Source organism: Streptomyces sp. NPDC001532 (assembly GCF_040298625.1).
In the GTDB taxonomy this organism is placed as follows: domain Bacteria; phylum Actinomycetota; class Actinomycetes; order Streptomycetales; family Streptomycetaceae; genus Streptomyces.
Window position 1 is genome coordinate 167,441 of sequence record NZ_JBEPAL010000001.1, and the last position, 21,341, is coordinate 188,781.

The 21,341-nt window shown below is 71.8% G+C and carries 15 protein-coding genes; all 15 read right to left on the reverse strand.

Annotated elements, in window-relative coordinates:
* Window positions 1-13 precede the first annotated feature (13 nt).
* Entirely contained in the window at window positions 14-1,522 is a 1,509-nt protein-coding gene (locus ABT232_RS00765) for a VCBS repeat-containing protein (protein WP_351833903.1), read from the reverse strand.
* 77 nt (window positions 1,523-1,599) lie between these two features.
* The gene (locus ABT232_RS00770) at window positions 1,600-3,024 is read right to left on the reverse strand and encodes a VCBS repeat-containing protein (protein ID WP_351833906.1); all 1,425 of its coding nucleotides are present in this window, start codon (window positions 3,022-3,024) and stop codon (window positions 1,600-1,602) included.
* Between the two features lie 191 nt (window positions 3,025-3,215).
* Window positions 3,216-4,652, reverse strand: a complete 1,437-nt coding sequence (obgE, locus tag ABT232_RS00775) for a GTPase ObgE (RefSeq protein ID WP_351833909.1) — start codon at window positions 4,650-4,652, stop codon at window positions 3,216-3,218.
* 125 nt (window positions 4,653-4,777) lie between these two features.
* Complete coding sequence (gene rpmA, locus ABT232_RS00780) at window positions 4,778-5,032, reverse strand: 50S ribosomal protein L27 (protein WP_073938528.1); 255 nt, start codon at window positions 5,030-5,032, stop codon at window positions 4,778-4,780.
* Between the two features lie 14 nt (window positions 5,033-5,046).
* A complete protein-coding gene (rplU, locus tag ABT232_RS00785; RefSeq protein ID WP_004931419.1) occupies window positions 5,047-5,367 on the reverse strand; it encodes a 50S ribosomal protein L21 in 321 nt (106 codons plus the stop codon).
* 235 nt (window positions 5,368-5,602) lie between these two features.
* Window positions 5,603-9,862, reverse strand: coding sequence for an Rne/Rng family ribonuclease (locus ABT232_RS00790; protein WP_351833912.1), 4,260 nt, complete (start codon window positions 9,860-9,862; stop codon window positions 5,603-5,605).
* Window positions 9,863-10,108: 246 nt separating this feature from the next.
* Window positions 10,109-10,906 carry a TIGR03936 family radical SAM-associated protein gene (locus ABT232_RS00795; RefSeq protein WP_351833915.1) on the reverse strand — a complete coding sequence of 266 codons (798 nt, stop codon included), beginning with the start codon at window positions 10,904-10,906 and terminating at the stop codon, window positions 10,109-10,111.
* 46 nt (window positions 10,907-10,952) lie between these two features.
* Window positions 10,953-11,948, reverse strand: a complete 996-nt coding sequence (locus ABT232_RS00800) for a hypothetical protein (RefSeq protein ID WP_351833917.1) — start codon at window positions 11,946-11,948, stop codon at window positions 10,953-10,955.
* Between the two features lie 85 nt (window positions 11,949-12,033).
* Window positions 12,034-13,968, reverse strand: coding sequence for a TIGR03960 family B12-binding radical SAM protein (locus tag ABT232_RS00805; protein ID WP_351833920.1), 1,935 nt, complete (start codon window positions 13,966-13,968; stop codon window positions 12,034-12,036).
* A gap of 120 nt (window positions 13,969-14,088) precedes the next feature.
* A complete protein-coding gene (gene rodA / locus ABT232_RS00810; RefSeq protein ID WP_351833923.1) occupies window positions 14,089-15,288 on the reverse strand; it encodes a rod shape-determining protein RodA in 1,200 nt (399 codons plus the stop codon).
* The gene (gene mrdA, locus ABT232_RS00815; protein ID WP_351833925.1) at window positions 15,285-17,540 is read right to left on the reverse strand and encodes a penicillin-binding protein 2; all 2,256 of its coding nucleotides are present in this window, start codon (window positions 17,538-17,540) and stop codon (window positions 15,285-15,287) included. The genes rodA and mrdA overlap by 4 nt, the downstream gene beginning before the upstream one ends.
* 235 nt (window positions 17,541-17,775) lie before the next feature.
* Window positions 17,776-18,444: a rod shape-determining protein MreD gene (mreD, locus tag ABT232_RS00820; protein ID WP_351833927.1), complete on the reverse strand. Its 669-nt coding sequence runs from the start codon at window positions 18,442-18,444 to the stop codon at window positions 17,776-17,778.
* Window positions 18,445-18,459: 15 nt separating this feature from the next.
* On the reverse strand, window positions 18,460-19,410 hold the full coding sequence (gene mreC, locus ABT232_RS00825; protein ID WP_351833930.1) for a rod shape-determining protein MreC: 951 nt from the start codon (window positions 19,408-19,410) through the stop codon (window positions 18,460-18,462).
* Between the two features lie 115 nt (window positions 19,411-19,525).
* Window positions 19,526-20,545 (reverse strand): rod shape-determining protein, encoded by a 1,020-nt coding sequence (locus ABT232_RS00830; RefSeq protein ID WP_006133575.1) that lies wholly within the window; start codon window positions 20,543-20,545, stop codon window positions 19,526-19,528.
* Window positions 20,546-20,899: 354 nt separating this feature from the next.
* Window positions 20,900-21,313 (reverse strand): nucleoside-diphosphate kinase, encoded by a 414-nt coding sequence (gene ndk, locus ABT232_RS00835; protein WP_351833933.1) that lies wholly within the window; start codon window positions 21,311-21,313, stop codon window positions 20,900-20,902.
* Window positions 21,314-21,341: the final 28 nt, after the last annotated feature.

A 21,341-nucleotide genomic window follows, 5' to 3' on the forward strand; every position in this document is an offset into this window, starting at 1 on the left:
GTTCCGGTGGCGGTCAGTCGCTCAGCGAGCCGCCGAAGGCCGACCCGGTCACGGGCGCGCCCATCGTGGTCGCGCCGAACGTCGTGGCGCCGGTCGCGGTGATGCCGGTGGAGGTGGCCGCGAAGACCCACACGGCACCGTTGTTCGCGTTCTCCGCCGGGTCGCCGACGACCAGTTGGTGCCTCTTGTTCTGGTCCGGGTCGACCAGGGCCGTCGTCGCTCCGAAGCGGTCACCCGACTCGGCGGCGCCGGGCACCCCGGCCGTGTTCTGGCTGAACACCTTGGCCCCGGTGCCCGTGAGCCCCTGTGCGCTGCCGCGCAGCACCAGCACGCTGCCCGCGTCGGTGAGTCCGTCGAAGTCCTCGCCGGGCAGACCCGTGGTCACGTCCTGGTAGCCGTCGCCGTCGATGTCGGCGACGGACAGGCCCGAGCCCATGCCGTCGCTCCACTCCCCGGCGCCGGGCACACCCGCGGTGTCCTGGTTGATCCAGACCGGCTTGCGGGTGGTGGACACGCCGTTCGGGCCGCCGTAGACGACGCCGACCGCGCCGCCCTTGACCGGGAGGTCCATGTCGTAGTCGGTGCCGTCGATCGAGTGGCCGATGACGATGTCCGCGTAGCCGTCCTTGTTCAGATCACCGACCTCGATGGCGTCGGCGCGCATGCTCCGGCCCTGGGCGTCCTTGACGAAGCCCTTGTAGGTGAACCCGGAGGGACCGCCCGTCAGCAGGACGACACCGCCGGAACCGCTGTCGAGGTCGGTGTGGTGGGCGTCGACGGCCAGGTCGGCGTAGCCGTCGCCGGTGATGTCACCGGCGGCGAACCCGGAGGCGTACCAGAGCTCGTCGCCCGGGACGAGCGTGAACGGCTCCGAGCGTGCCCCGCCCCCGTCCCGCCCGAACGGACCGCGCAGCACCAGGCCGTCGCCCTGCTCCGGGTCCCCGTACCGCTCGCCGCTGACCACCACGTCCGGGTTGCCGTCCCTGTCGTGGTCGGCGACGGCGAAGCCGCCGCTGCCGTGCGGGGGGACGTCCTTGAGCAGGGTCGGCGCGGCCGACAGCCCCTGCGGGCCGCCCCAGTGGACCACCACGACACGCCCCTGATAACCGTTCACCGGCGCGTTCACCATCGACAGAAGGTCGGCGTAGCCGTCCCGGTCGAGGTCGCCGCTGTGGAGGCTGGAGCCGTACCAGGTGAACTGCCGATCCGTCGGCCGGTCCGCCCAGGTCAGCACCTGCTTGCGGGAGGTCGACAGACCGCTCGCCGAGCCGTACACCACACTGATCGCGCCTGCGTTCGCCAGCGTGCCGACCTTGCTGCGCGGGGCGCCGATCGCCTGGTCCGGGTGGCCGTCGCCGTTGAAGTCGTCGTGCAGCCGCTTGGGGCTCGGGGTGGTGGCGGTGGTGGCGGTGGTGGCCGCCGGGGTGGCGGCGCCGGCCACGGGGACTGTGACCGCGCCCGCGAGGAGCGCGACACCGGTCGCGAGGGCCAGCCGGGCGCGGCGGTGGGATGTCGAAGTCATGGAAGTCTCGTCTCTGCGTGGAGCATGGGGAGGGCGGGGAGCATGGGGAGGGCGGGGAGCATGGGGAGGGCGGGGCGTCAGGGCGAGAGTGAACGGCCCAGCCACGCACCGGCCTTGACCTGGCCGAGCGTGCGGGCGCCGAAGGAGAACGAGCCGCCGGTCTGGACGCCGGCGGAGGAGGTCCGGAACACCCAGACCGCCCCGGCCCGCTGGTCCTCGCCGACCGCCGCCACCACCGGCTCGGCCCGGCCGTCGGCGTCGCTGTCGACGAGCGCGGCGTTCTCCGCGAACATGTCGGCCGACTCGGCGGTTCCGGGAACTCCGGTGGTGTGCTGGCTGAGGACCACCGTGCCGGCGCCGCTCGGCCCCTGCGGCCCGCCCGGTACGACGGCGAAGGTGCCCGCGTTGTCCAGCCCGGCGAAGTCCTCGAACGGGATGCCGGCCAGGATGTCGCCGTAGCCGTCGCCGTCGACGTCACCGATGGCGAGACTGCGGCCGAAGCCGTCACCGGCCTCCTGGACGCCCGGCACGCCGGGGCTGTCCTGGCTGATGACGCGCGGGACGGCGACGGCGGGCCCGTCGGCGGTGCCGGGCAGGACGCCCAGCGTGTCCCCGCCCGTGACGATGTCCGCGCGGCCGTCGCCGGTGACATCGCCGACCGCCAGCGAGACGTCCCCGACGGGGACCGGGCGGCCCTGGGCGTCGCGCAGGATCCGCGGCTCCCCCAGGCCCGCTCGGCTGCCGCGCACCTGGTTGAGCTGGTAGCCGTAGTTGTGGTCGTCGTCCCAGTCGAAGGTCCGGGCGAGCGTGACGAGGTCGGTGATGCCGTCGCCGTCGGTGTCACCGGCCACCACGTCGTCGAGGTTCATGTCGCCCTCGACCAGCGCGGTACGGGCGGTGCGGGCCGGGACGCCGTCCCGGCCGAACGGGCCGTAGGCGACACGGTCCTGCTGGAGGAGGTCGCGGTGCCCGTCGCCGTCGAAGTCGCCGGAGACCGTCCGGCCGCCCTGGTACGCGGACGTCCCGAGGAGCCGCAGCACGGTGCCCGAGGCGAACCCGTTCGGCCCGCCCCACAGCACGGTGTTGCTGCCGGTGCGGACGATGCCGTCGGTCCGCCAGGCCTCGCGCCGGGACTCGACCACGAGGTCGGTGTACCCGTCCCCGTCGAGGTCGTCGGCGGTCAGGGACTCACCGAAGCCGTCGTCGGTCTCGGGGGTGCCGGGCACACCCGGAGACGCCTGGTGGAACACCTTCTTGCCCGCGCCCAGCCCCTCCGGCGCCCCGTACAGCACGGCCACGTACCCGGCCTTCGCCCGGCCGCTCACCGTGGCGTTCGGCGCGCCGACGGCCACGTCCTCGTAGCCGTCGCCGTTGAAGTCCTGCCGCACGGTCACCCGGTCCGCGGCACGGGCGGGCACGGGCAGGACCGTGACCGTGGCGGCGAGCAGGGCGAGGGCGACGACGACACTGCGTCCCAGCCGGGGCGCTACGGGATCGGGCACGTCGACTCCGGGAATCGAGAGGGCGGTTGACGGCGGAGAGGATCAAGATCCTCATCCGTACGCCCTGTTCGACTCACGGACACACAGGTTGGTTGCCCCGGGATACGCCGTGAGTTTCCACGGAGTTCACCGGAGTGCGGACCACCGAAAGAGCCCGGGCCGCTCGAAGCGGTCCGGGCTCTCCCAGCGGCCTAGAACGGCTCGAAGTCGTCGAACTCGCGCTGCACGTCGTCCCGCTCCGCCTGCCGGTCGCGACGCCGCTGCGCCGCCGGACGCTGCTCCTCCAGCCGGTGGTCCTCACCGCGCCGGCCGAGCATCTCGGCGCCCGCCATCACGGACGGCTCCCAGTCGAAGACGACCGCGTTGTCCTCGGGGCCGATGGCCACGCCGTCGCCACCGCGGGCACCCGCCTTCATCAGCGCCTCCTCGACACCGAGGCGGTTGAGCCGGTCGGCGAGATAGCCGACGGCCTCGTCGTTGTTGAAGTCGGTCTGCCGCACCCAGCGCTCCGGCTTCTCGCCGCGCACCCGGAACAGCCCGTCCTCCTCGCGTACGACGGTGAAGCCCGCGTCGTCCACGGCCTTCGGCCGGATGACGATCCGCGTCGCCTCCTCCTTCGGCTTGGCGGCGCGCGCCTGGCCGACCAGCTCGGCGAGGGCGAACGACAGCTCCTTCAGACCGATGTGCGCCACCGCCGACACCTCGAAGACGCGGTAGCCGCGCGCCTCCAGGTCCGGCCGCACCATCTCGGCGAGGTCCTTGCCGTCCGGTACGTCGATCTTGTTCAGCACGACCATCCGCGGCCGGTTGTCCAGCCCGCCGTACTGCCGCAGCTCCTCCTCGATGATGTCGAGGTCGGAGACCGGGTCGCGGTCGGACTCCAGCGTCGCGGTGTCCAGCACGTGCACCAGCACACTGCACCGCTCCACATGCCGCAGGAACTCCAGGCCGAGGCCCTTGCCCTGGCTGGCGCCGGGGATCAGACCCGGCACGTCGGCGATGGTGTAGACGGTCTGGCCGGCGGTGACGACGCCCAGGTTCGGCACCAGCGTGGTGAACGGGTAGTCGGCGATCTTCGGCCGGGCCGCGCTCAGCACCGAGATCAGCGAGGACTTGCCCGCGCTCGGGTAGCCGACCAGCGCCACGTCGGCGACGGTCTTCAGCTCCAGCACGACATCGCGCAGGTCGCCCGGCTCACCGAGCAGCGCGAAACCGGGCGCCTTGCGCCGCGCGGACGCCAGCGCCGCGTTGCCGAGACCGCCGCGGCCGCCCTGGGCGGCGATGAACGACGTGCCGTGCCCGACCAGGTCGGCGAGCACGTTGCCGGCCTTGTCGAGGACGACCGTGCCGTCCGGCACCGGCAGCACCAGGTCCTGGCCGTCCTTGCCGGAACGGTTGCCGCCCTCGCCGGGCTTGCCGTTGGTGGCCTTGCGGTGCGGGGAGTGGTGGTAGTCCAGCAGCGTGGTCACGGACTGGTCGACGGTCAGGATGACGTCGCCGCCACGCCCGCCGTTGCCGCCGTCCGGACCGCCGAGCGGCTTGAACTTCTCACGGTGGACGGAGGCACAGCCGTGACCTCCGTTACCCGCGGCGACATGCAGTTCGACGCGGTCCACGAAGGTGGTCATGGTGGGGTGCCTCCAGAAGCCGTACGAGGTTGTCTGTCCTGCTTAACACGCGAAAGGCGGACCCGCCTTCCCGCCCGGGAAGTGAGGTCCGCCTCGCGAAAGTGTTCGGTGCTGAATCAGGCGATTCAGGCGACCGGAACGATGTTCACGACCTTGCGGCCACGGCTGGTGCCGAACTGCACCGCACCGGCCTGCAGGGCGAACAGCGTGTCGTCGCCGCCGCGACCGACACCGGCGCCCGGGTGGAAGTGGGTGCCGCGCTGGCGGACCAGGATCTCACCCGCGTTGACGACCTGACCGCCGAAGCGCTTCACGCCGAGCCGCTGGGCGTTCGAGTCGCGACCGTTCCGGGTGGACGATGCGCCCTTCTTGTGTGCCATCTCTCCTCAGTCCCTTACTTCGCAGCCGCGGGGATCTCAGTGACCTTGATCGCCGTGTACTGCTGGCGGTGGCCCTGACGACGGCGGTAGCCGGTCTTGTTCTTGTAGCGCAGAATGTCGATCTTCTGGCCCTTGTGGTGGTCCACGACCTCGGCCTGGACCTTGATGCCGGCCAGCACCCACGGGTCGCTGGTCACAGCGTCGCCGTCGACAACGAGCAGGGTCGAGAGCTCGACCGTGTCGCCAACCTTGGCAGTGGAAATCTTGTCAACCTCAACGATGTCGCCGACAGCAACCTTGTGCTGGCGACCACCGCTGCGCACGATGGCGTACACGCGGATCTCTCTTTCGCTCGGAGAACGGCACCCCCGCAGGCCAGCCAACCGGCGCACCGGCGCGCGGACGGCCTCTCCCGGTCACTGCCCGTGCCCGGAAGGAAGAGGTTTACGGGGATGTGGCGTGGTCAATGGACACGCCGACGGTCAAGGTTACGGGGCCGCGGCCGAGGGGGTCAAACCGGGCCCCTCGGGTGTGCGGCCGGTCACACGACCGGCCGCACACCCGAGGGCATCAGCCCTCGTCGGTGGAGGCCGAGACGGAGGACACCGTCTGCTCGGCCGCCGCCGTCTTCTTCGACGCGGTCTTCTTGGCGGTGGTCTTCGCCGCCTTCTTGGCCGTCGTCTTCTTTGCGACGGTCTTCTTGGCCGCCGTCGTCTTCTTGGCCACGGCCTTCTTGGTGGCGGCCTTCTTCGCCGTCGCCTTCTTCGCCGCCTTACGGGCCGTCTTCTTGGCCGGAGCGGCCTCCTCGCCCTCCGCAGCCTCCGCGGCCTCGGCAGGCTCCTCGGCGTCGGCGGACACCGCCTCGACGGCGGCCTCCCTGGCCTCCACCAGAGCCTGCTCGGCCTCCTCGGCGGCCTGCTCGGCGACCGTGGACGCGGGGACGACCACGACGGCCGCCTCCTCGGACGTGGTCGGCGCGGTGGCCTTGCGCACCGCACGGCGGCGCGGACGGGCCGGCGCGGCGACCTCGGCGGGCGCCTCGGCGGCGCTCTCCGCGGGCGTCTCGGCGACCTCGGCGGCCGGAGCGGCCTCCGGGGCCACCTCGGGCACGGTCACCACGGCGGCCTCCGCCGCCGCGGGCGAACCGGCCGGCGCGGACACCTTGCGGGTGGCCCGACGGCGGGTACGGCCCTTGGGCGCGGCCTCCTCCGCGGGGGGCGCCTCGACGACCGGAGCCTCGGCGGCCGGCGCCTGCGCGGCGGCGGCCTCGACGACCGGGTCCTCGACGGCCACCGGCTCGGCGTGCGCCTCGGCGGCCGGCTCCGGCAGCACCGGACGCGCGGCCTCCTTCTCGGCGGTCACCCGCTGAGCGGTGGGCGCCGCGGCGGCCTCGGCGCGCGGCGCGCCCGCCGGAGCGGACGCCCGGCGGCTCGCCCGGCGCCTGCCCCGACCGCGCACCGCGGCCTCGGCCTCGGCGACGCTGCTGTACAGCTCCTCGTCCGGGGCGAACTCGGGTGCGGGCAGCGCGACCGGCTCGGCGGCCTCCGCCGCGACCTCGGCCTCGGACTCCGCCTCCTGCTCCGCCGTCTCGACGGGCTCGGCGACGGCCACGGCCTCGTGGTCGTGCTCGTGCGGCAGCTCGGCGGCACCGGCACGGGCCCGCTTCTTGCGCTTGCCGCCGCCACCGGCGGCCGTCGGCTGCTCCATGTGGACGATGACACCGCGGCCGTTGCAGTGGACGCAGGTCTCGGAGAACGACTCCAGCAGCCCCTGGCCGACCCGCTTGCGGGTCATCTGCACCAGGCCCAGCGAGGTCACCTCGGCGACCTGGTGCTTGGTGCGGTCCCGGCCCAGGCACTCCAGCAGCCGGCGCAGCACCAGGTCCCGGTTGGACTCCAGCACCATGTCGATGAAGTCGATCACGATGATGCCGCCGAGGTCGCGCAGCCGGAGCTGGCGCACGATCTCCTCGGCCGCCTCCAGGTTGTTCCTCGTGACCGTCTCCTCCAGGTTGCCGCCCTGGCCGGTGAACTTGCCGGTGTTGACGTCGACGACGACCATCGCCTCGGTCCGGTCGATCACCAGCGAACCGCCGCTGGGCAGCCAGACCTTGCGGTCCAGCGCCTTGGCGAGCTGCTCGTCGATCCGGTAGGTGGCGAAGACGTCGACCTCGCTGGTCCACTTCGACAGCCGCTCGGCCAGGTCGGGCGCCACGTGCGAGACGTAGCCGTGGATGGTCTGCCAGGCCTCGTCGCCGCTGACGACGACCTTGGTGAAGTCCTCGTTGAAGATGTCGCGGACGACCCGGACGGTCATGTCCGGCTCGCCGTAGAGCAGCGTTGGCGCGTTGCCGCTCTTCGCCCTCTTCTGGATGTCCTCCCACTGCGACTGGAGCCGCTCGACGTCACGGCGCAGCTCGTCCTCGCTGGCGCCCTCGGCGGCGGTGCGCACGATGACGCCCGCGTCCTCGGGGACGATCTTCTTGAGGATGGTCTTCAGCCGGGCCCGCTCGGTGTCGGGCAGCTTGCGGCTGATGCCGGTCATGGAGCCCTCGGGCACGTACACGAGGTAGCGGCCCGGCAGGGAGACCTGGCTGGTGAGGCGGGCGCCCTTGTGGCCGATCGGGTCCTTGGTGACCTGCACCAGGACCGACTGGCCGGACTTCAGGGCGGACTCGATACGGCGCGGGCCGTTGGCCATGCCCAGCGCCTCGAAGTTGACCTCGCCGGCGTACAGGACGGCGTTGCGGCCCTTGCCGATGTCGATGAAGGCGGCCTCCATCGACGGCAGCACGTTCTGCACCTTGCCGAGGTAGACGTTGCCGACGTACGAGGTCGACTGCTCCTTGTTGACGTAGTGCTCGACGAGCACGTTGTCCTCGAGGACGCCGATCTGCGTGCGGTCGCCGTGCTGGCGCACGACCATCACCCGCTCGACGGCCTCGCGGCGGGCCAGGAACTCGGCCTCGGTGATGATCGGGACGCGGCGGCGGCCCTGCTCGCGGCCCTCCCGGCGGCGCTGCTTCTTCGCCTCCAGGCGGGTCGAGCCCTTGATGGACTGGACCTCGTCGGACGGCTCGCGCTCGGCGGCCTTGCGCGGCTCACGGACCTTGACGACGGTGCGCTCGGGGTCGTTGTCGCCCGGCTCGACGTCGACGGAGGCGTCACCGGCACGACGGCGGCGGCGACGGCGACGACGGCTGCCGGCGGTCGAACCGCCCGCCTCGTCGCGGCCCTCGTCCTCCGCGGTGTCCTCGGCGTCCTCGGCGTCCTGCTCGGCGGTGTCCTCGGCGTCCTGCGCGGCCTGCTCGGCGGCGGTCTCCTCGGGCTCCTCGCCGTACTCGCCGGCCTCGTCGGCCAGGTCGCCGCGGCGACGACGACGGCCACCGCGGCGACGGCGGCGCCGGGAACCGGTGTCCTCGGACTCCTCGCCCTCGGCGGCCTCGTCCTCGGCCTCGTCCTCCTCGGCCGGAACCTCGGCGGCGGTCACGACGGGCGCCTCGGCGGGCTTCTCGGCGGTCCGGGCCTCGGGCTCCTCGCCGGCGGCGGCACCACGGCGCCGGCGGCGGCGCCGCGAGCCGGGCTGCTCGGCGGTGAACTCCTCGGCGCCGATGACCTCGCCGACCTCGGGGGTCTCGGTGGTCCCGGCCTCCTCCGCCGCCTCGGCGGCGGCCTCGGCGGCGGCGCGCTCCGGCGTCTGGAACCTGGGCTGGGTGAAGACCGGCGGCTGGAACACGGCCACGGCGGGGCGTGCCGGACGCTGCGGCGCGTCACCGGCGGCGGGCGGCGTGGGCTCGGAGAACCCGGTGGCGGCCTTGCGCACGACCCGGCGGCGACGGCGCGGGCCGGCGCTCTCCTCGGGCTGCTCCTCGACCGGGGCGGCGGCGGGGGCAGCGGCCTCCGGCGCCTTCTCCACGGCGGCGGGCGCCTCGACGGCCGGAGCCTCGGCGGCGGCGGCCTGAGCGGGCGCCTCGGCGGGCGTCTCGGCGGGCGCGGTCACCCGGCGGGTGGCACGGCGGCGGGTACGGCCCTTGGGCGCGGCCTCCCCGGAGGCGGGCGCCTCGACAGCGGGCACCTCGACAGCGGGCACCTCGACGGCAGGCGCCTCGGCAGCGGTCTCGACGGCCTCGGCGACCTCGGCGGCCTCCGGAGCACCGGCGGGCGCGGACGCACGACGGCTCGCACGACGACGCGTACGGCCGGCGGGCGCGGCGGGCTCCTCCACGGCGGCGGGCGTCTCGACGGCGGGCGCCTCGACGGCCTCCGTCTTCTCGTCGGCCTTCTCCTGCGCACCCGCGGCGGCCGGCGCCACCACGGTCTCGGCGGCCTCGGGGGCGCCGACCGGGGCGGTCGCACGACGGGTGGCCCGGCGGCGGGTACGCGGCGGGGCGGGCTCCTCGGCGGCCGGCTCCGCCACCTCGGCGGCGGGCGCGACGGGCGCGGCGGCGGGCACCACGGTCTCGGCGGCCTCGGCGGCCTCCGGAGCACCGGCGGGCGCGGACGCCCGGCGGGTCGCACGACGACGCGTACGGCCGGCGGACGCGGCGGGCTCCTCCGCGACGGCAGGCGTCTCGGCAGGCGTCTCGGCGGGGGTCTCCTGGACCGCCTCCGCGAGGTCCGCCGTCTCCTCGTCCTCGACGTCGCTCGACGCGAGGTCGGCGGCTTCGGCGGCCGGTATGGCCGGCGCGACGGTCTCCGCCGGGGCGTCGGAGGCACCGGTGGGCGGGCCCGCCGGGCGCGACGCGGCACGGCGCCGGCGGCGCGGCGGCAGCGTGTCGCTGGGGGTGTTGTCGGTAGTGGAACCCTCGGTGGGTTCGGTCGGTTCGAGCATGCGGGCGTTTCTCCCGTCAGGCTCCCGGGCGCCGCGCCTGGTCCGGCGGTGTGCCGGTGACGTCCGCGGCTCGCGCGATGCGCGACTGCCGCCGTCCGGGGCGCGGGCGCCGCACGGGAGCTCTCTGTGTCCTGTCTCGCCGGTTCCGTACGCCGAATGCGCACGGCCTGGCGAAAGTCTTCTGGTCGGTGCGCTGCCCGACCCAGGTGGCTCCCGAGTACGAGGGCGGCGCTACGACGTCCGTCCCTACGCGGGACCTTCCGGCGTCGGCGCCGTCGCGGCGGCAGCCGGAGCGGCCGTTGTGAGGGCCGCCGCTGCCTCGCGGTCGGGCGCGAGCGGGTCGGTCACCGTGCCGGTCTCTTCATCGAACAGCCCCTGCGCCAGCCTGGTCACCGCTGCGGGGACCGGCGGCGCCAGGTCGGCCACGGCGCGGAGACCGGACAGGACGTCGTCGGGTCGTACGGCAGGCGTCACGTGCCGAACAACCAGCCGCAGTATCGCACAGGGCCCGTCGGTCGGCCTATCAGCCAGCGAACTCTGTGTCTCGTCCGGGTCGAGGCTCTCCAGACTCGCGACGGCCGGGCGGGCGTCGAAGGTGCGCATCCCGTTCTTGGTCAGGCGCTGTACCTCGACCGCTTCGGCGGCGTTGAACGCCGCCACCGCGCGGGCCGCCTCCGCCGGCTCCACCCCGGCCAGCAGCAGCTCCCAGACGGAAGCCGTCAGCCGGTCGGCGAGGCCGGAGGTGCGTGCCTCGACCGCGTCGACGATGTCGAGCCCGGTGGGCAGCGACTCGTCGAGCAGTTCCCGCAGCCGCTGGGGGTCGCGCACCGCGGTGAGCGCGATCTCCAGGTACTCCGCCTCACTGCCGGTGCCGGTGGGTGCGGCATTGGCGTACGACACCTTCGGGTGCGGGGTGAAGCCGGCCGAGTAGGCCATGGGCACCTCGGCGCGGCGCAGCGCCCGCTCGAACGCGCGCTGGAAGTCGCGGTGGCTGGTGAACCTCAGGCGGCCGCGCTTGGTGTAACGCAGTCGAATGCGCTGCACCGCAGGTGCGGGCGGCGGGCCTTCGGGCTGTCGCTTGCCCAGTGTCCTAGTCCTTCGTGAGTGGGGTCGTACTCCTACCAAGAGTACGTGCCTCGACGGGTACGGGTTCCCGCCGGGCCTCCCCGAACAGCATCCGGCGGACGTCCCGGCGGGCCTGGCGGACGCTCTCCCGGGCGGAGTCGAGGGCGTGCCGGGCGGCCCGGCCGACACCGCGCGCCGCCTGGGCGACGGGCCGCAGCACCGCGTCCCGCACCGCGTGGCCGACCGGGGTCAGCACGGTCCGGTACACCCAGCGCACCGGCTCCACGAAGATCCACCGGAAGAGGGTCGCGAGGAACCGTCCGACGGCGAGGGAGATGTGCCCGGCGATCCGCCAGGCGTGCCCGAGGGCCGTGCCGACCTCGCGGGCGACGACCGCGAGCACCCGTCCCACGGGCACCAGGATCCAGCGCCACACGGCGACCGCGGGCAGCACGAACAGCACCCGCAGGGTCCAGTGCACCGTCCACGCGACGGCCCGCCCGAGCGGCAGGAGGACCCACTCGAAGAGCCACACCGCGGGGACGACGAACAGGTACCGCGCCAGCCATCGCAGCCCGTGCCCGAGCGGGGTCAGCAACCGGTCGTACACCCAGGTCAGACCGGCCGCGACGGCCCGGGCGAGCCAGGCTATCCCGTGCCCGACCGGAGTCAGCACCCAGCGGTACAGCCACACCGCGGGCACCACGACGAGCCACTTCAGCAGCCATCCGAGGCCTCGGCCGGCCGGTAGCAGCACCCACCGCCACAGCGCCACCAGCGGCCAGACGAACAGCGCCTTCCCGAGCCAGGCCAGGGCCCGGCCGAGCGGGCGCAGCACGGTGTCGTTCAGGAACCGCCCGAGGACGACCAGCGCGTCCCACACCATCCGCAGCGGCACGACGACGACCAGCGCGACGATCCGCACCGGCAGCCGGATCGCGACGACGAGACACCCCTCGGGGGCCCGCTCCTCGTCCCGCCGCTCCACCCGTCCGGCCCGCGGCGCCTTCTCCAGATCCATACCGTTCAGGACACACGGAGGGCCCCCGCCGTTCCGGCGAGGGCCCTCGCGTCACCAAGGTGTTACGCGCCTGCTGTCGGGCGGCTCACTTCACGACCGTCAGCGGCAGCAGCTTCTTGCCGGTGGGGCCGATCTGGATGTGGGTGTCCATCGCGGGGCACACACCGCAGTCGAAGCACGGCGTCCAGCGGCAGTCCTCGACCTCGGTCTCGTCGAGGGCGTCCTGCCAGTCCTCCCAGAGCCAGTCCTTGTCGAGACCGGAGTCCAGGTGGTCCCAGGGCAGGACCTCCTCGTAGGTGCGCTCGCGCGTGGTGTACCAGTCGACGTCGACGCCGAACGGGGCGAGCGCCTTGTCCGCGCAGCCCATCCAGCGGTCGTAGGAGAAGTGCTCGCGCCAGCCGTCGAAGCGGCCGCCGTCCTCGTAGACCGCGCGGATGACCGCGCCGATGCGGCGGTCGCCGCGGGAGAGCAGGCCCTCGACGATGCCGGGCTTGCCGTCGTGGTAGCGGAAGCCGATCGAGCGGCCGTACTTCTTGTCGCCGCGGATCTTGTCGCGGAGCTTGGCCAGCCGGGCGTCGGTCTCCTCGGCGCCGAGCTGCGGCGCCCACTGGAACGGCGTGTGCGGCTTGGGCACGAAGCCGCCGATGGAGACCGTGCAGCGGATGTCGTTGGAGCCGGAGACCTCACGGCCCTTGGCGATGACGTTGATGGCCATGTCGGCGATCTGGAGGACGTCCTCGTCGGTCTCGGTGGGCAGGCCGCACATGAAGTACAGCTTCACCTGACGCCAGCCGTTGCCGTACGCCGTCGCGACGGTCCGGATCAGGTCCTCCTCCGAGACCATCTTGTTGATGACCTTGCGCATGCGCTCGGAGCCGCCCTCGGGGGCGAAGGTCAGACCGGAGCGGCGGCCGTTGCGGGTCAGCTCGTTGGCCAGGTCGACGTTGAAGGCGTCCACGCGGGTCGACGGGAGGGACAGGCCGATCTTGTCCTCCTCGTAGCGGTCCGCGAGGCCCTTGGCGATGTCGCCGATCTCGCTGTGGTCCGCGGAGGACAGGGACAGCAGGCCGACCTCCTCGAAGCCGGTCGCCTTCAGGCCCTTCTCCACCATGTCGCCGATGCCGGTGATGGACCGCTCGCGCACCGGGCGGGTGATCATGCCGGCCTGGCAGAAGCGGCAGCCGCGGGTGCAGCCGCGGAAGATCTCCACGGACATCCGCTCGTGCACGGTCTCGGCGAGCGGGACCAGGGGCTGCTTGGGGTAGGGCCACTCGTCGAGGTCCATGACGGTGTGCTTGGAGACCCGCCACGGAACGCCGGAACGGTTCGGTACGACCCGGCTGATGCGGCCGTCCGGCAGGTACTCCACGTCGTAGAAGCCGGGGATGTACACCGCGCCGGTCTTCGCCAGGCGCAGCAGCACCTCCTCGCGGCCGCCGGGGCGGCCCTCCGCCTTCCACTCGCGGATGATCTTCGTCATGTCGAGCACGGCCTGCTCGCCGTCGCCGATGACGGCCGCGTCGATGAAGTCGGCGATCGGCTCCGGGTTGAACGCCGCGTGTCCGCCGGCCAGCACGATCGGGTCGTCCAGACCCCGGTCCTTCGCCTCCAGCGGGATTCCGGCCAGGTCCAGAGCGGTGAGCAGGTTGGTGTAGCCCAGCTCTGTGGAGAAGCTCACGCCGAGCACGTCGAAGGCCTTGACGGGACGGTGGCTGTCCACGGTGAACTGCGGGACGCCGTGCTCCCGCATCAGCGCCTCCAGGTCCGGCCACACGCTGTAGGTGCGCTCGGCGAGGACGCCCTCCTGCTCGTTGAGTACCTCGTAGAGGATCATGACGCCCTGGTTGGGCAGTCCGACCTCGTACGCGTCCGGGTACATGAGCGCCCAGCGCACGTCGCAGTCGTCCCAGGGCTTGACGGTGGAGTTGAGCTCTCCACCGACGTACTGGATCGGCTTCTGCACATGCGGGAGCAGCGCTTCGAGATGCGGGAACACCGACTCAGCTGACTCGACAGACATCGCGGGACTTTCGTGAGCTGACTGGGGTACCCCCGGCCGGAGGCTGGGGGAGGGTGACCATCAAGCGTAACGCGGCCCGGAAGCTGTCCCGCCCGCCCGGACGCCCTCACCCCCCTTCGATCACGCCGACATCGGCCGTTGCACCCGGATCGACTGCAACAGACCCACCGCCACCCACACCGCGAACATCGACGAACCGCCGTACGAGACGAACGGCAGCGGCAGACCGGTGACGGGCATGATGCCGAGGGTCATGCCGATGTTCTCGAAGGACTGGAAGGCGAACCAGGCCACGATCCCGGCGGCGACGACCGTGCCGTACAGATCGCTGGTCTCGCGGGCGATCCGGCAGGCCCGCCACAGCACCACGCCGAGCAGCACGATGATCAGGGCGCCGCCGACGAAGCCCAGTTCCTCGCCGGCCACCGTGAACACGAAGTCGGTCTGCTGCTCCGGCACGAACTGGCCGGTGGTCTGCGAGCCCTGGAACAGCCCGGAGCCGGTCAGCCCGCCGGAGCCGATGGCGATCCGGGCCTGGTTGGTGTTGTAGCCGACGCCGGCCGGGTCGAGCTCGGGGTTGGCGAAGGCGGCGAAGCGGTTGATCTGGTACTCGTCCAGGATGCCCAGCTGCCACACCGCGATGGCGCCGGTCGCGCCCGCGCCGATCAGCCCGAAGATCCAGCGGTTGGAGGCGCCGGAGGCGAGCAGCACGCCCAGCACGATCACCACCATCACCATGACCGATCCGAGGTCGGGCATGAGCATCACGATCAGCATGGGCACGGCGGCCAGGCCCAGCGCCTGCACCACCGTGCGGTGGTCCGGGTGCTGTTTGTCGCCGGCGTCCACCCGGGCCGCCAGCAGCATCGCCATGCCCAGGATGATGGTGACCTTCACGAACTCCGAGGGCTGGAGCGAGAAGCCGCCGCCGATCACGATCCAGGAGTGGGCGCCGTTGACGGTGGAGCCCAGCGGGGTGAGCACCATCAGGATCAGGAAGACCGAGGCACCGTAGAGGATCGGCACGGCGGTGCGCAGGGTGCGGTGGCCGAGCCAGACGGTGCCGATCATCAGGGCGATGCCGATGCCGGTGTTCAGGATGTGCCGCAGCAGGAAGTAGTACGGGTCGCCCTGGTTGATCTCGGTGCGGTTGCGGGTCGCCGAGAACACCAGCACCGAGCCGATCAGCGACAGCGCGATCGCGGCCAGCAGTATCGGCCAGTCGAGCCGGCGGGCCATCGAGTCGCGGGCGAACACCCGCGTCCAGCCCGCGCGTTCGGGGCCGTAGCCGGAGACCTGGAAGCTGTTGACGCCGGTCATGACTGGGTCCTCCGGCCTCGGCTCCCCCGTCGGCGGCTTCGCCGGCGGGTCTCACGGTTGCCCGTCTCCGGCGAGGGCACGGTCGCCGCGGTCTGCTGCTGCTCCGCCGGGTTCTCCGGCGCCTGCTGGCTGGCCTGCTGCTCCTTCGCCACGTCCTTGGGGAGCTTGGGCGAGGTGATGGAGCCGTCCGCCTGGATCTTCGGGAGGTCCTTCTGCGGGGTGGGCAGCAGGGCGTTCTTCTTGTCGATGGCGCCGTCGTCGGAGACGCCGTACAGCGCGTCGTAGATGTTCCTGACCGCCGGGCCGGAGGCGCCGGAACCCGTACCACCCTGGGAGATCGTCATCACGATCGCGTAGTCCTTGGTGTAGGTGGCGAACCAGGAGGTGGTCTGCTTGCCGTAGACCTCGGCCGTACCCGTCTTGGCGTGCATCTCGATCTCGTCCTGCGGCCAGCCGCCGAAGCGCCAGGCGGCGGTGCCCCGGGTGGCGACGCCGGCGAGGGCCTCGTCCATCTGGGCGAGGGTCTGCTTGCTGACCGGCAGCTTGCCGTGCGACTCCGGCTCGATCTCCGCGATCTGCTTGCCGTCCGGGCTGACGACGGCCTTGCCGACGGTCGGGGTGTAGAGGGTGCCGCCGTTGGAGATGGCCGCGTAGATGGTGGCCATCTGGATCGGGGTCACCAGGGTGTCGCCCTGGCCGATGGAGTAGTTGATCTCGTCACCGGCGCGCATCTTGTTGCCTTCGAGGCAGTTCTCGTAGGCGATCTTCTCGACGTAGTCGCCGTCCTTCTTGCCGGTCTTGCACCAGGCGTCCTTGTTGGCCTCCCAGTACCGCTGCTTCCACTCGCGGTCGGGGACGCGGCCGGTGACCTCGTTGGGCAGGTCGACGCCGGTCTCCTTGCCGAGGCCGAACTGGTGGGCGGCCTTGTAGAACCAGTCCTTGGGCTTGCCCTTGGGGTTGATGCCGCCGTCCTTCTGCCACTCGCTGTGCGCGAGCCGGTAGTAGACGGTGTCGCAGGAGACCTCCAGGGCGCGGCCGAGGCCGATCGGACCGTGGTTCTGCGACTCGAAGTTCTTGAAGACCTGGCCGCCGACGGAGTAGGAGCTGGAGCAGTCGTAGCGCCCGTCGAAGTCGTAGCCCGCCTGCACCGCGGCGGCCGTGGAGACCACCTTGAAGATGGAGCCGGGTGCCGCCTGACCCTGTATGGCCCGGTTCAGCAGCGGGTAGTTGGAGTCCTTGCCGGTGAGCTTGTCGTAGTCCTTGGCGGAGATGCCGCCGACCCAGGCGTTGGGGTCGTACGTCGGGTTGGACGCCATGGCGACGATCCGGCCGGTCTTGGCCTCCATCACCACGACCGCGCCCGCGTCGGCCTTGTACCGCTCCTGGGTGTTGCGGTCCCACTCCTTGCGGGCGGTCTTCATCGCCTCGTTCAGCTCGTACTCCGCGACGCGCTGGACGCGGGCGTCGATGCTGGTGACCAGGTTGGAGCCGGGCTCGGCGGCGTCGGACTCGGCCTGGCCGATGACCCGGCCGAGGTTGTCCACCTCGTAGCGGGTGACGCCGGCCTTGCCGCGCAGCGCCTTGTCGTACTGCCGCTCCAGGCCGGAGCGGCCGACCTGGTCGGAGCGCAGATACGGCGAGTCGGTGTCCTGGGCCTGCTGGATCTCCTCGTCGGTGACCGGGGAGAGGTAGCCCAGCACCTGGGCGGTGTTGGACTGACCGGGGCTCGGGTAGCGGCGCACGGCCTGCGGTTCGGCGGTGATGCCGGGGAAGTCCTCGGCCCGCTCGCGGATCTGGAGGGCCTGGCGGGGCGTGGCCTCGTCGGTGATGGGGATCGGCTGGTAGGGCGAGCCGTTCCAGCAGGGCTGGGGGGTCTCGGCGTCGCACAGCCGGACCTTCTCCTGGACCTCCTTGGGCGTCATCCCGAGCACGGCCGCGAGCTTGGTGAGGACGGCTTCGCCGTCGTCCTTCATCTTCATCAGCTCGGTGCGGGAGGCGGAGACGACCAGCCGGGTCTCGTTGTCGGCGAGCGGCACGCCGCGGGCGTCCAGGATGGAGCCGCGGACGGCGGGCTGGACGACCTGCTGGACGTGGTTGCCGGAGGCCTCCTTGGCGTACTCCGAGCCCTGCCGGATCTGGAGGTACCACAACCGGCCGCCGAGGGTGCCGAGGAGGGAGAGGACGAGGATCTGGATGACGATGAGCCGGATCTGGACGCGTGGTGTGCGCCCGGTCTCGGGAATGTTGGTCACTGCGGCTGCTCCCCCTCTCGGAGCGCGGACGGTCGCGGCGTCGACGGTCGCGGCGTTGACGGTCGTGGTGCGGACGGTCGTGGTGCGGACGGGTGTGGTGCGGACGGGTGTGGTGCGGACAGGTGTGGTGCGGACGGATGTGGCGCGGACGGGTGTGTGGATACGAGTGAGGAACGACGGGCCGATACGGCGCGGTTCCTGCTGGGTTCACCCGCTCGGGTGAACTCCGCCCTGGTCACAGCCGCTTGACCCCCTTGATGCGCCCGGCGCGGGCGGTGCGGGCGCGGGCCACCTTCACTCTGAGGCCGCGCTGTCCGCCGATGCGCAACCCGGTGCCGGAGGCGAGCCAGCCGGCGGAGATGTCGGTGCCCTGGGCGGCGGGGCTGGTCTCGGCGAGCGGGTCGTTCTCGGCGCGCCGGGCCAGCGCCATGATGCCGGGCACCACGAACGGCGCGAGCAGCAGGTCGTAGAGGGTGGCGGTGAACAGCAGGCCGCCGAGGCCGACGTTGCGGGCGGCAGTGTCGCCGACGAGGGCGCCGACACCGGCGTACATCAGCGTCGTACCGATCGCGGCGACGGCCACCACGGCGAGCGGGCCGGTGGCCGACTTCAGCCGGCCGTTCTCCGGCCTGACCAGGCCGGCCAGGTAGCCGACGACGCACAGCACCAGCGCGTAGCGGCCGGCGGCGTGGTCGGCGGGCGGGGCCAGGTCGGCGAGCAGGCCGGCGGCGAAGCCGACGAGGGCGCCGCCGACATGGCCGTAGACCAGGGCGAGGCCGAGGACGGTGAGCAGCACCACGTCGGGGACGGCGCCCGGGAGGTGCAGCCGGGCCAGCACGCTGACCTGGAGCACCAGGGCGACGACGATCAGGGTGGCGGAGAGCAGGATCCGGTTGAAGCGCATGAAGGTCAGCTCCCCCTACTGGTCTTGCGGCTGGGACTCGCCGTCGCCCTGCGGCTCGGCCCCCGGTGTGACCGTCACCGTCACGGTGGGCGTCGGGGTCGGCTTCGGCTTGGCGGGCAGGACGGTGTCGCGCGGGTCCTTCGCGGGTGTCTGCACGACGATGCCGACGATGTCGAGCTTGGTGAAGTCGACGAACGGCGTGACGTACAGCGTGCGGGTCAGGTCGCCGCCGGAGGGGTCGACGCGGGAGACCACACCGACCGGGACGCCGGGCACGAACGGCTTGTCGGCCTGCGAGCCGAAGGTGACCAGACGGTCGCCCTTCTTGATCTGGGCCTTGCCGTTGAGGAGTTCCACGCGCAGCGGCCGGTCGCCCTGGCCGGAGGCGAAGCCCAGTTCGTCGTTGCCCTCCATCCGGGTGCCGACGGTGAAGTCGGGGTCGCTGGCGAGCAGCACGGTGGCGGTGTTCGGGCCGACGGTGGTGACCCGGCCGACGAGTCCGTCGCCGTTGAGGACGGTCATGTCGCGCTTGATGCCGTCGTTGGCGCCGATGTCGACGGTGATGGTCCAGGAGAAGCCCTGCGCGGCTCCTATGGCGATGACTTCGGCGCCCTTGATGCCGTACTGGCCCGCGCCGGCGACCTTCAGCATCTTGTCGAGCTGCTGGAGCCGGCTGCGGTTGCGGTCGTCGCTGCCGAGCTTCGCCTTGAGCGCCGCGTTCTCCTTCTCCAGTTCGGCCATCCGGTCGTGCCGTTCACCGGAGTCGCGGACCGCGGCGATGGCGTTGCCGACCGGGTCGACCGCGGACGACACCCCGTTCTCGATCGGGCCGAAGACCGTGGCCGCGGCGCGCCGGGCACCGTCGACCGGTGAGTCCTCCCCGCCGCGGATGTCCACCGTGATCAGTGCGAACGCGATGGCGATCAGCAGCACCAGGAGCAGCCGGCTCTCTCGTGTGTCCCTCACGTGCGGCGGCCGTGCCCTTCCTCATAGGAACTGGTGTGTGAAGCTTGTGCCTCTATACCAACGATCCGCCGTACGAGAGGAGATCGTCTCGTACGGCGGAATCGTCACGTCGGGGTCATCGACGCGGCTGGGCGTCGAGCACCTGCTGCAACGCCTCGAACTCCTCGACGCACTTGCCGGAGCCGAGCGCCACGCTGTCCAGCGGGTCCTCGGCGATGTGGATCGGCATGCCCGTCTCGCGCCGCAGCCGCTCGTCCAGACCGCGCAGCAGCGCTCCGCCGCCGGTCAGAACGATTCCGCGGTCCATGATGTCGCCGGACAGCTCGGGCGGACACTTGTCGAGGGTGGTCTTCACGGCGTCCACGATCGCGTTGACCGGCTCCTCGATCGCCTTGCGCACCTCCGCTGCGGAGATGACGACGGTCTTGGGCAGCCCGGAGACGAGGTCGCGGCCGCGGATTTCGGTGTGCTCGTCGGTGTCGAGGTCGTACGCCGAGCCAATGGTGATCTTGATCTGCTCGGCCGTCCGCTCACCCAGCAGGAGCGAGTACTCCTTCTTGATGTGCTGGATGATCGCGTTGTCCAGCTCGTCGCCCGCGACCCGGATGGACTGGGCGGTGACGATGCCGCCGAGGGAGATGACCGCGACCTCCGTGGTGCCGCCGCCGATGTCCACCACCATGTTGCCCGTGGCCTCGTGGACCGGCAGGCCGGAGCCGATGGCGGCCGCCATGGGCTCCTCGATGATGTGCACCTGACGGGCGCCGGCCTGGGACGACGCCTCGATGACGGCGCGCCGCTCGACGCCGGTGATGCCGGAGGGCACACAGACGACGACGCGCGGCCTCGCGAGATACCGCCGCTTGTGGATCTTCAGGATGAAGTAGCGGAGCATTCGCTCGGTGATCTCGAAGTCGGCGATGACGCCGTCCTTCAGCGGACGCACGGCGACGATGTTGCCCGGCGTCCGGCCGATCATCTTCTTCGCTTCGGCACCGACCGCGAGGATGCCACCGGTGTTGGTGTTGATCGCGACGACGGACGGCTCGTTGAGTACGATCCCGCGACCCCTGACGTACACCAGCGTGTTGGCGGTCCCGAGGTCGACAGCCATGTCACGGCCGATGAACGACATTGAGTTCCCCATCAGGATTCGTCTGGCCTTCCCACGGAGCTTTTGAGGGCTTGTCAGGTCGGCGAGGTGGGTGCTGTGACGTGAAGGCTTCCATCGTAGACGCGCCTTCGCGAACACTGCGCGAGGGTCTTCGCCATTGTCAGCAGATGGCGCGCCACCTCGCTTGTGGAGACGGTCCATCGGGGGCACCCGTTCCCCCGATCGCCACGCATATGCCGATCGACGGCCGAAAACGCACGGCCGATTCCGGTCGGGGATCCGGTCGAGCTGACGCCCCCTCAGGAAAATCCTCGAGAAATTCGCAGAAGAGGGCGTCGCTGGCACCCGGAACCGCCGCCCGGCGGCCGGGCGGGGTCAGGCGCGGCCGGGGAAGAAGATCTTGACCTCGCGCTCGGCCGACTCCTCGGAGTCGGAGGCGTGGATCAGGTTCTCGCGGACGATGACACCGAAGTCGCCGCGGATGGAGCCCGGAGCGGCGGCGATCGGGTCGGTCGGGCCGGCCAGCTGGCGCACACCCTCGATGACCCGCTCGCCCTCGACGATCAGGGCCACGACCGGGCCGGAGGACATGAACGCCACCAGCGGCTCGTAGAACGGCTTGCCCTTGTGCTCGCCGTAGTGCTGCTCCAGGGTCTCCTGGTCCAGGGTGCGCAGCTCCAGCGCGGTGATCTGCCAGCCGGCCTTTCGTTCGATACGGCTGATGATCTCGCCGGTCAGGCCACGACGGACAGCGTCGGGCTTGAGGAGGACGAGGGTGCGCTGGGTCACGACGGACTCCTTAGAAAACAAGGGTTGT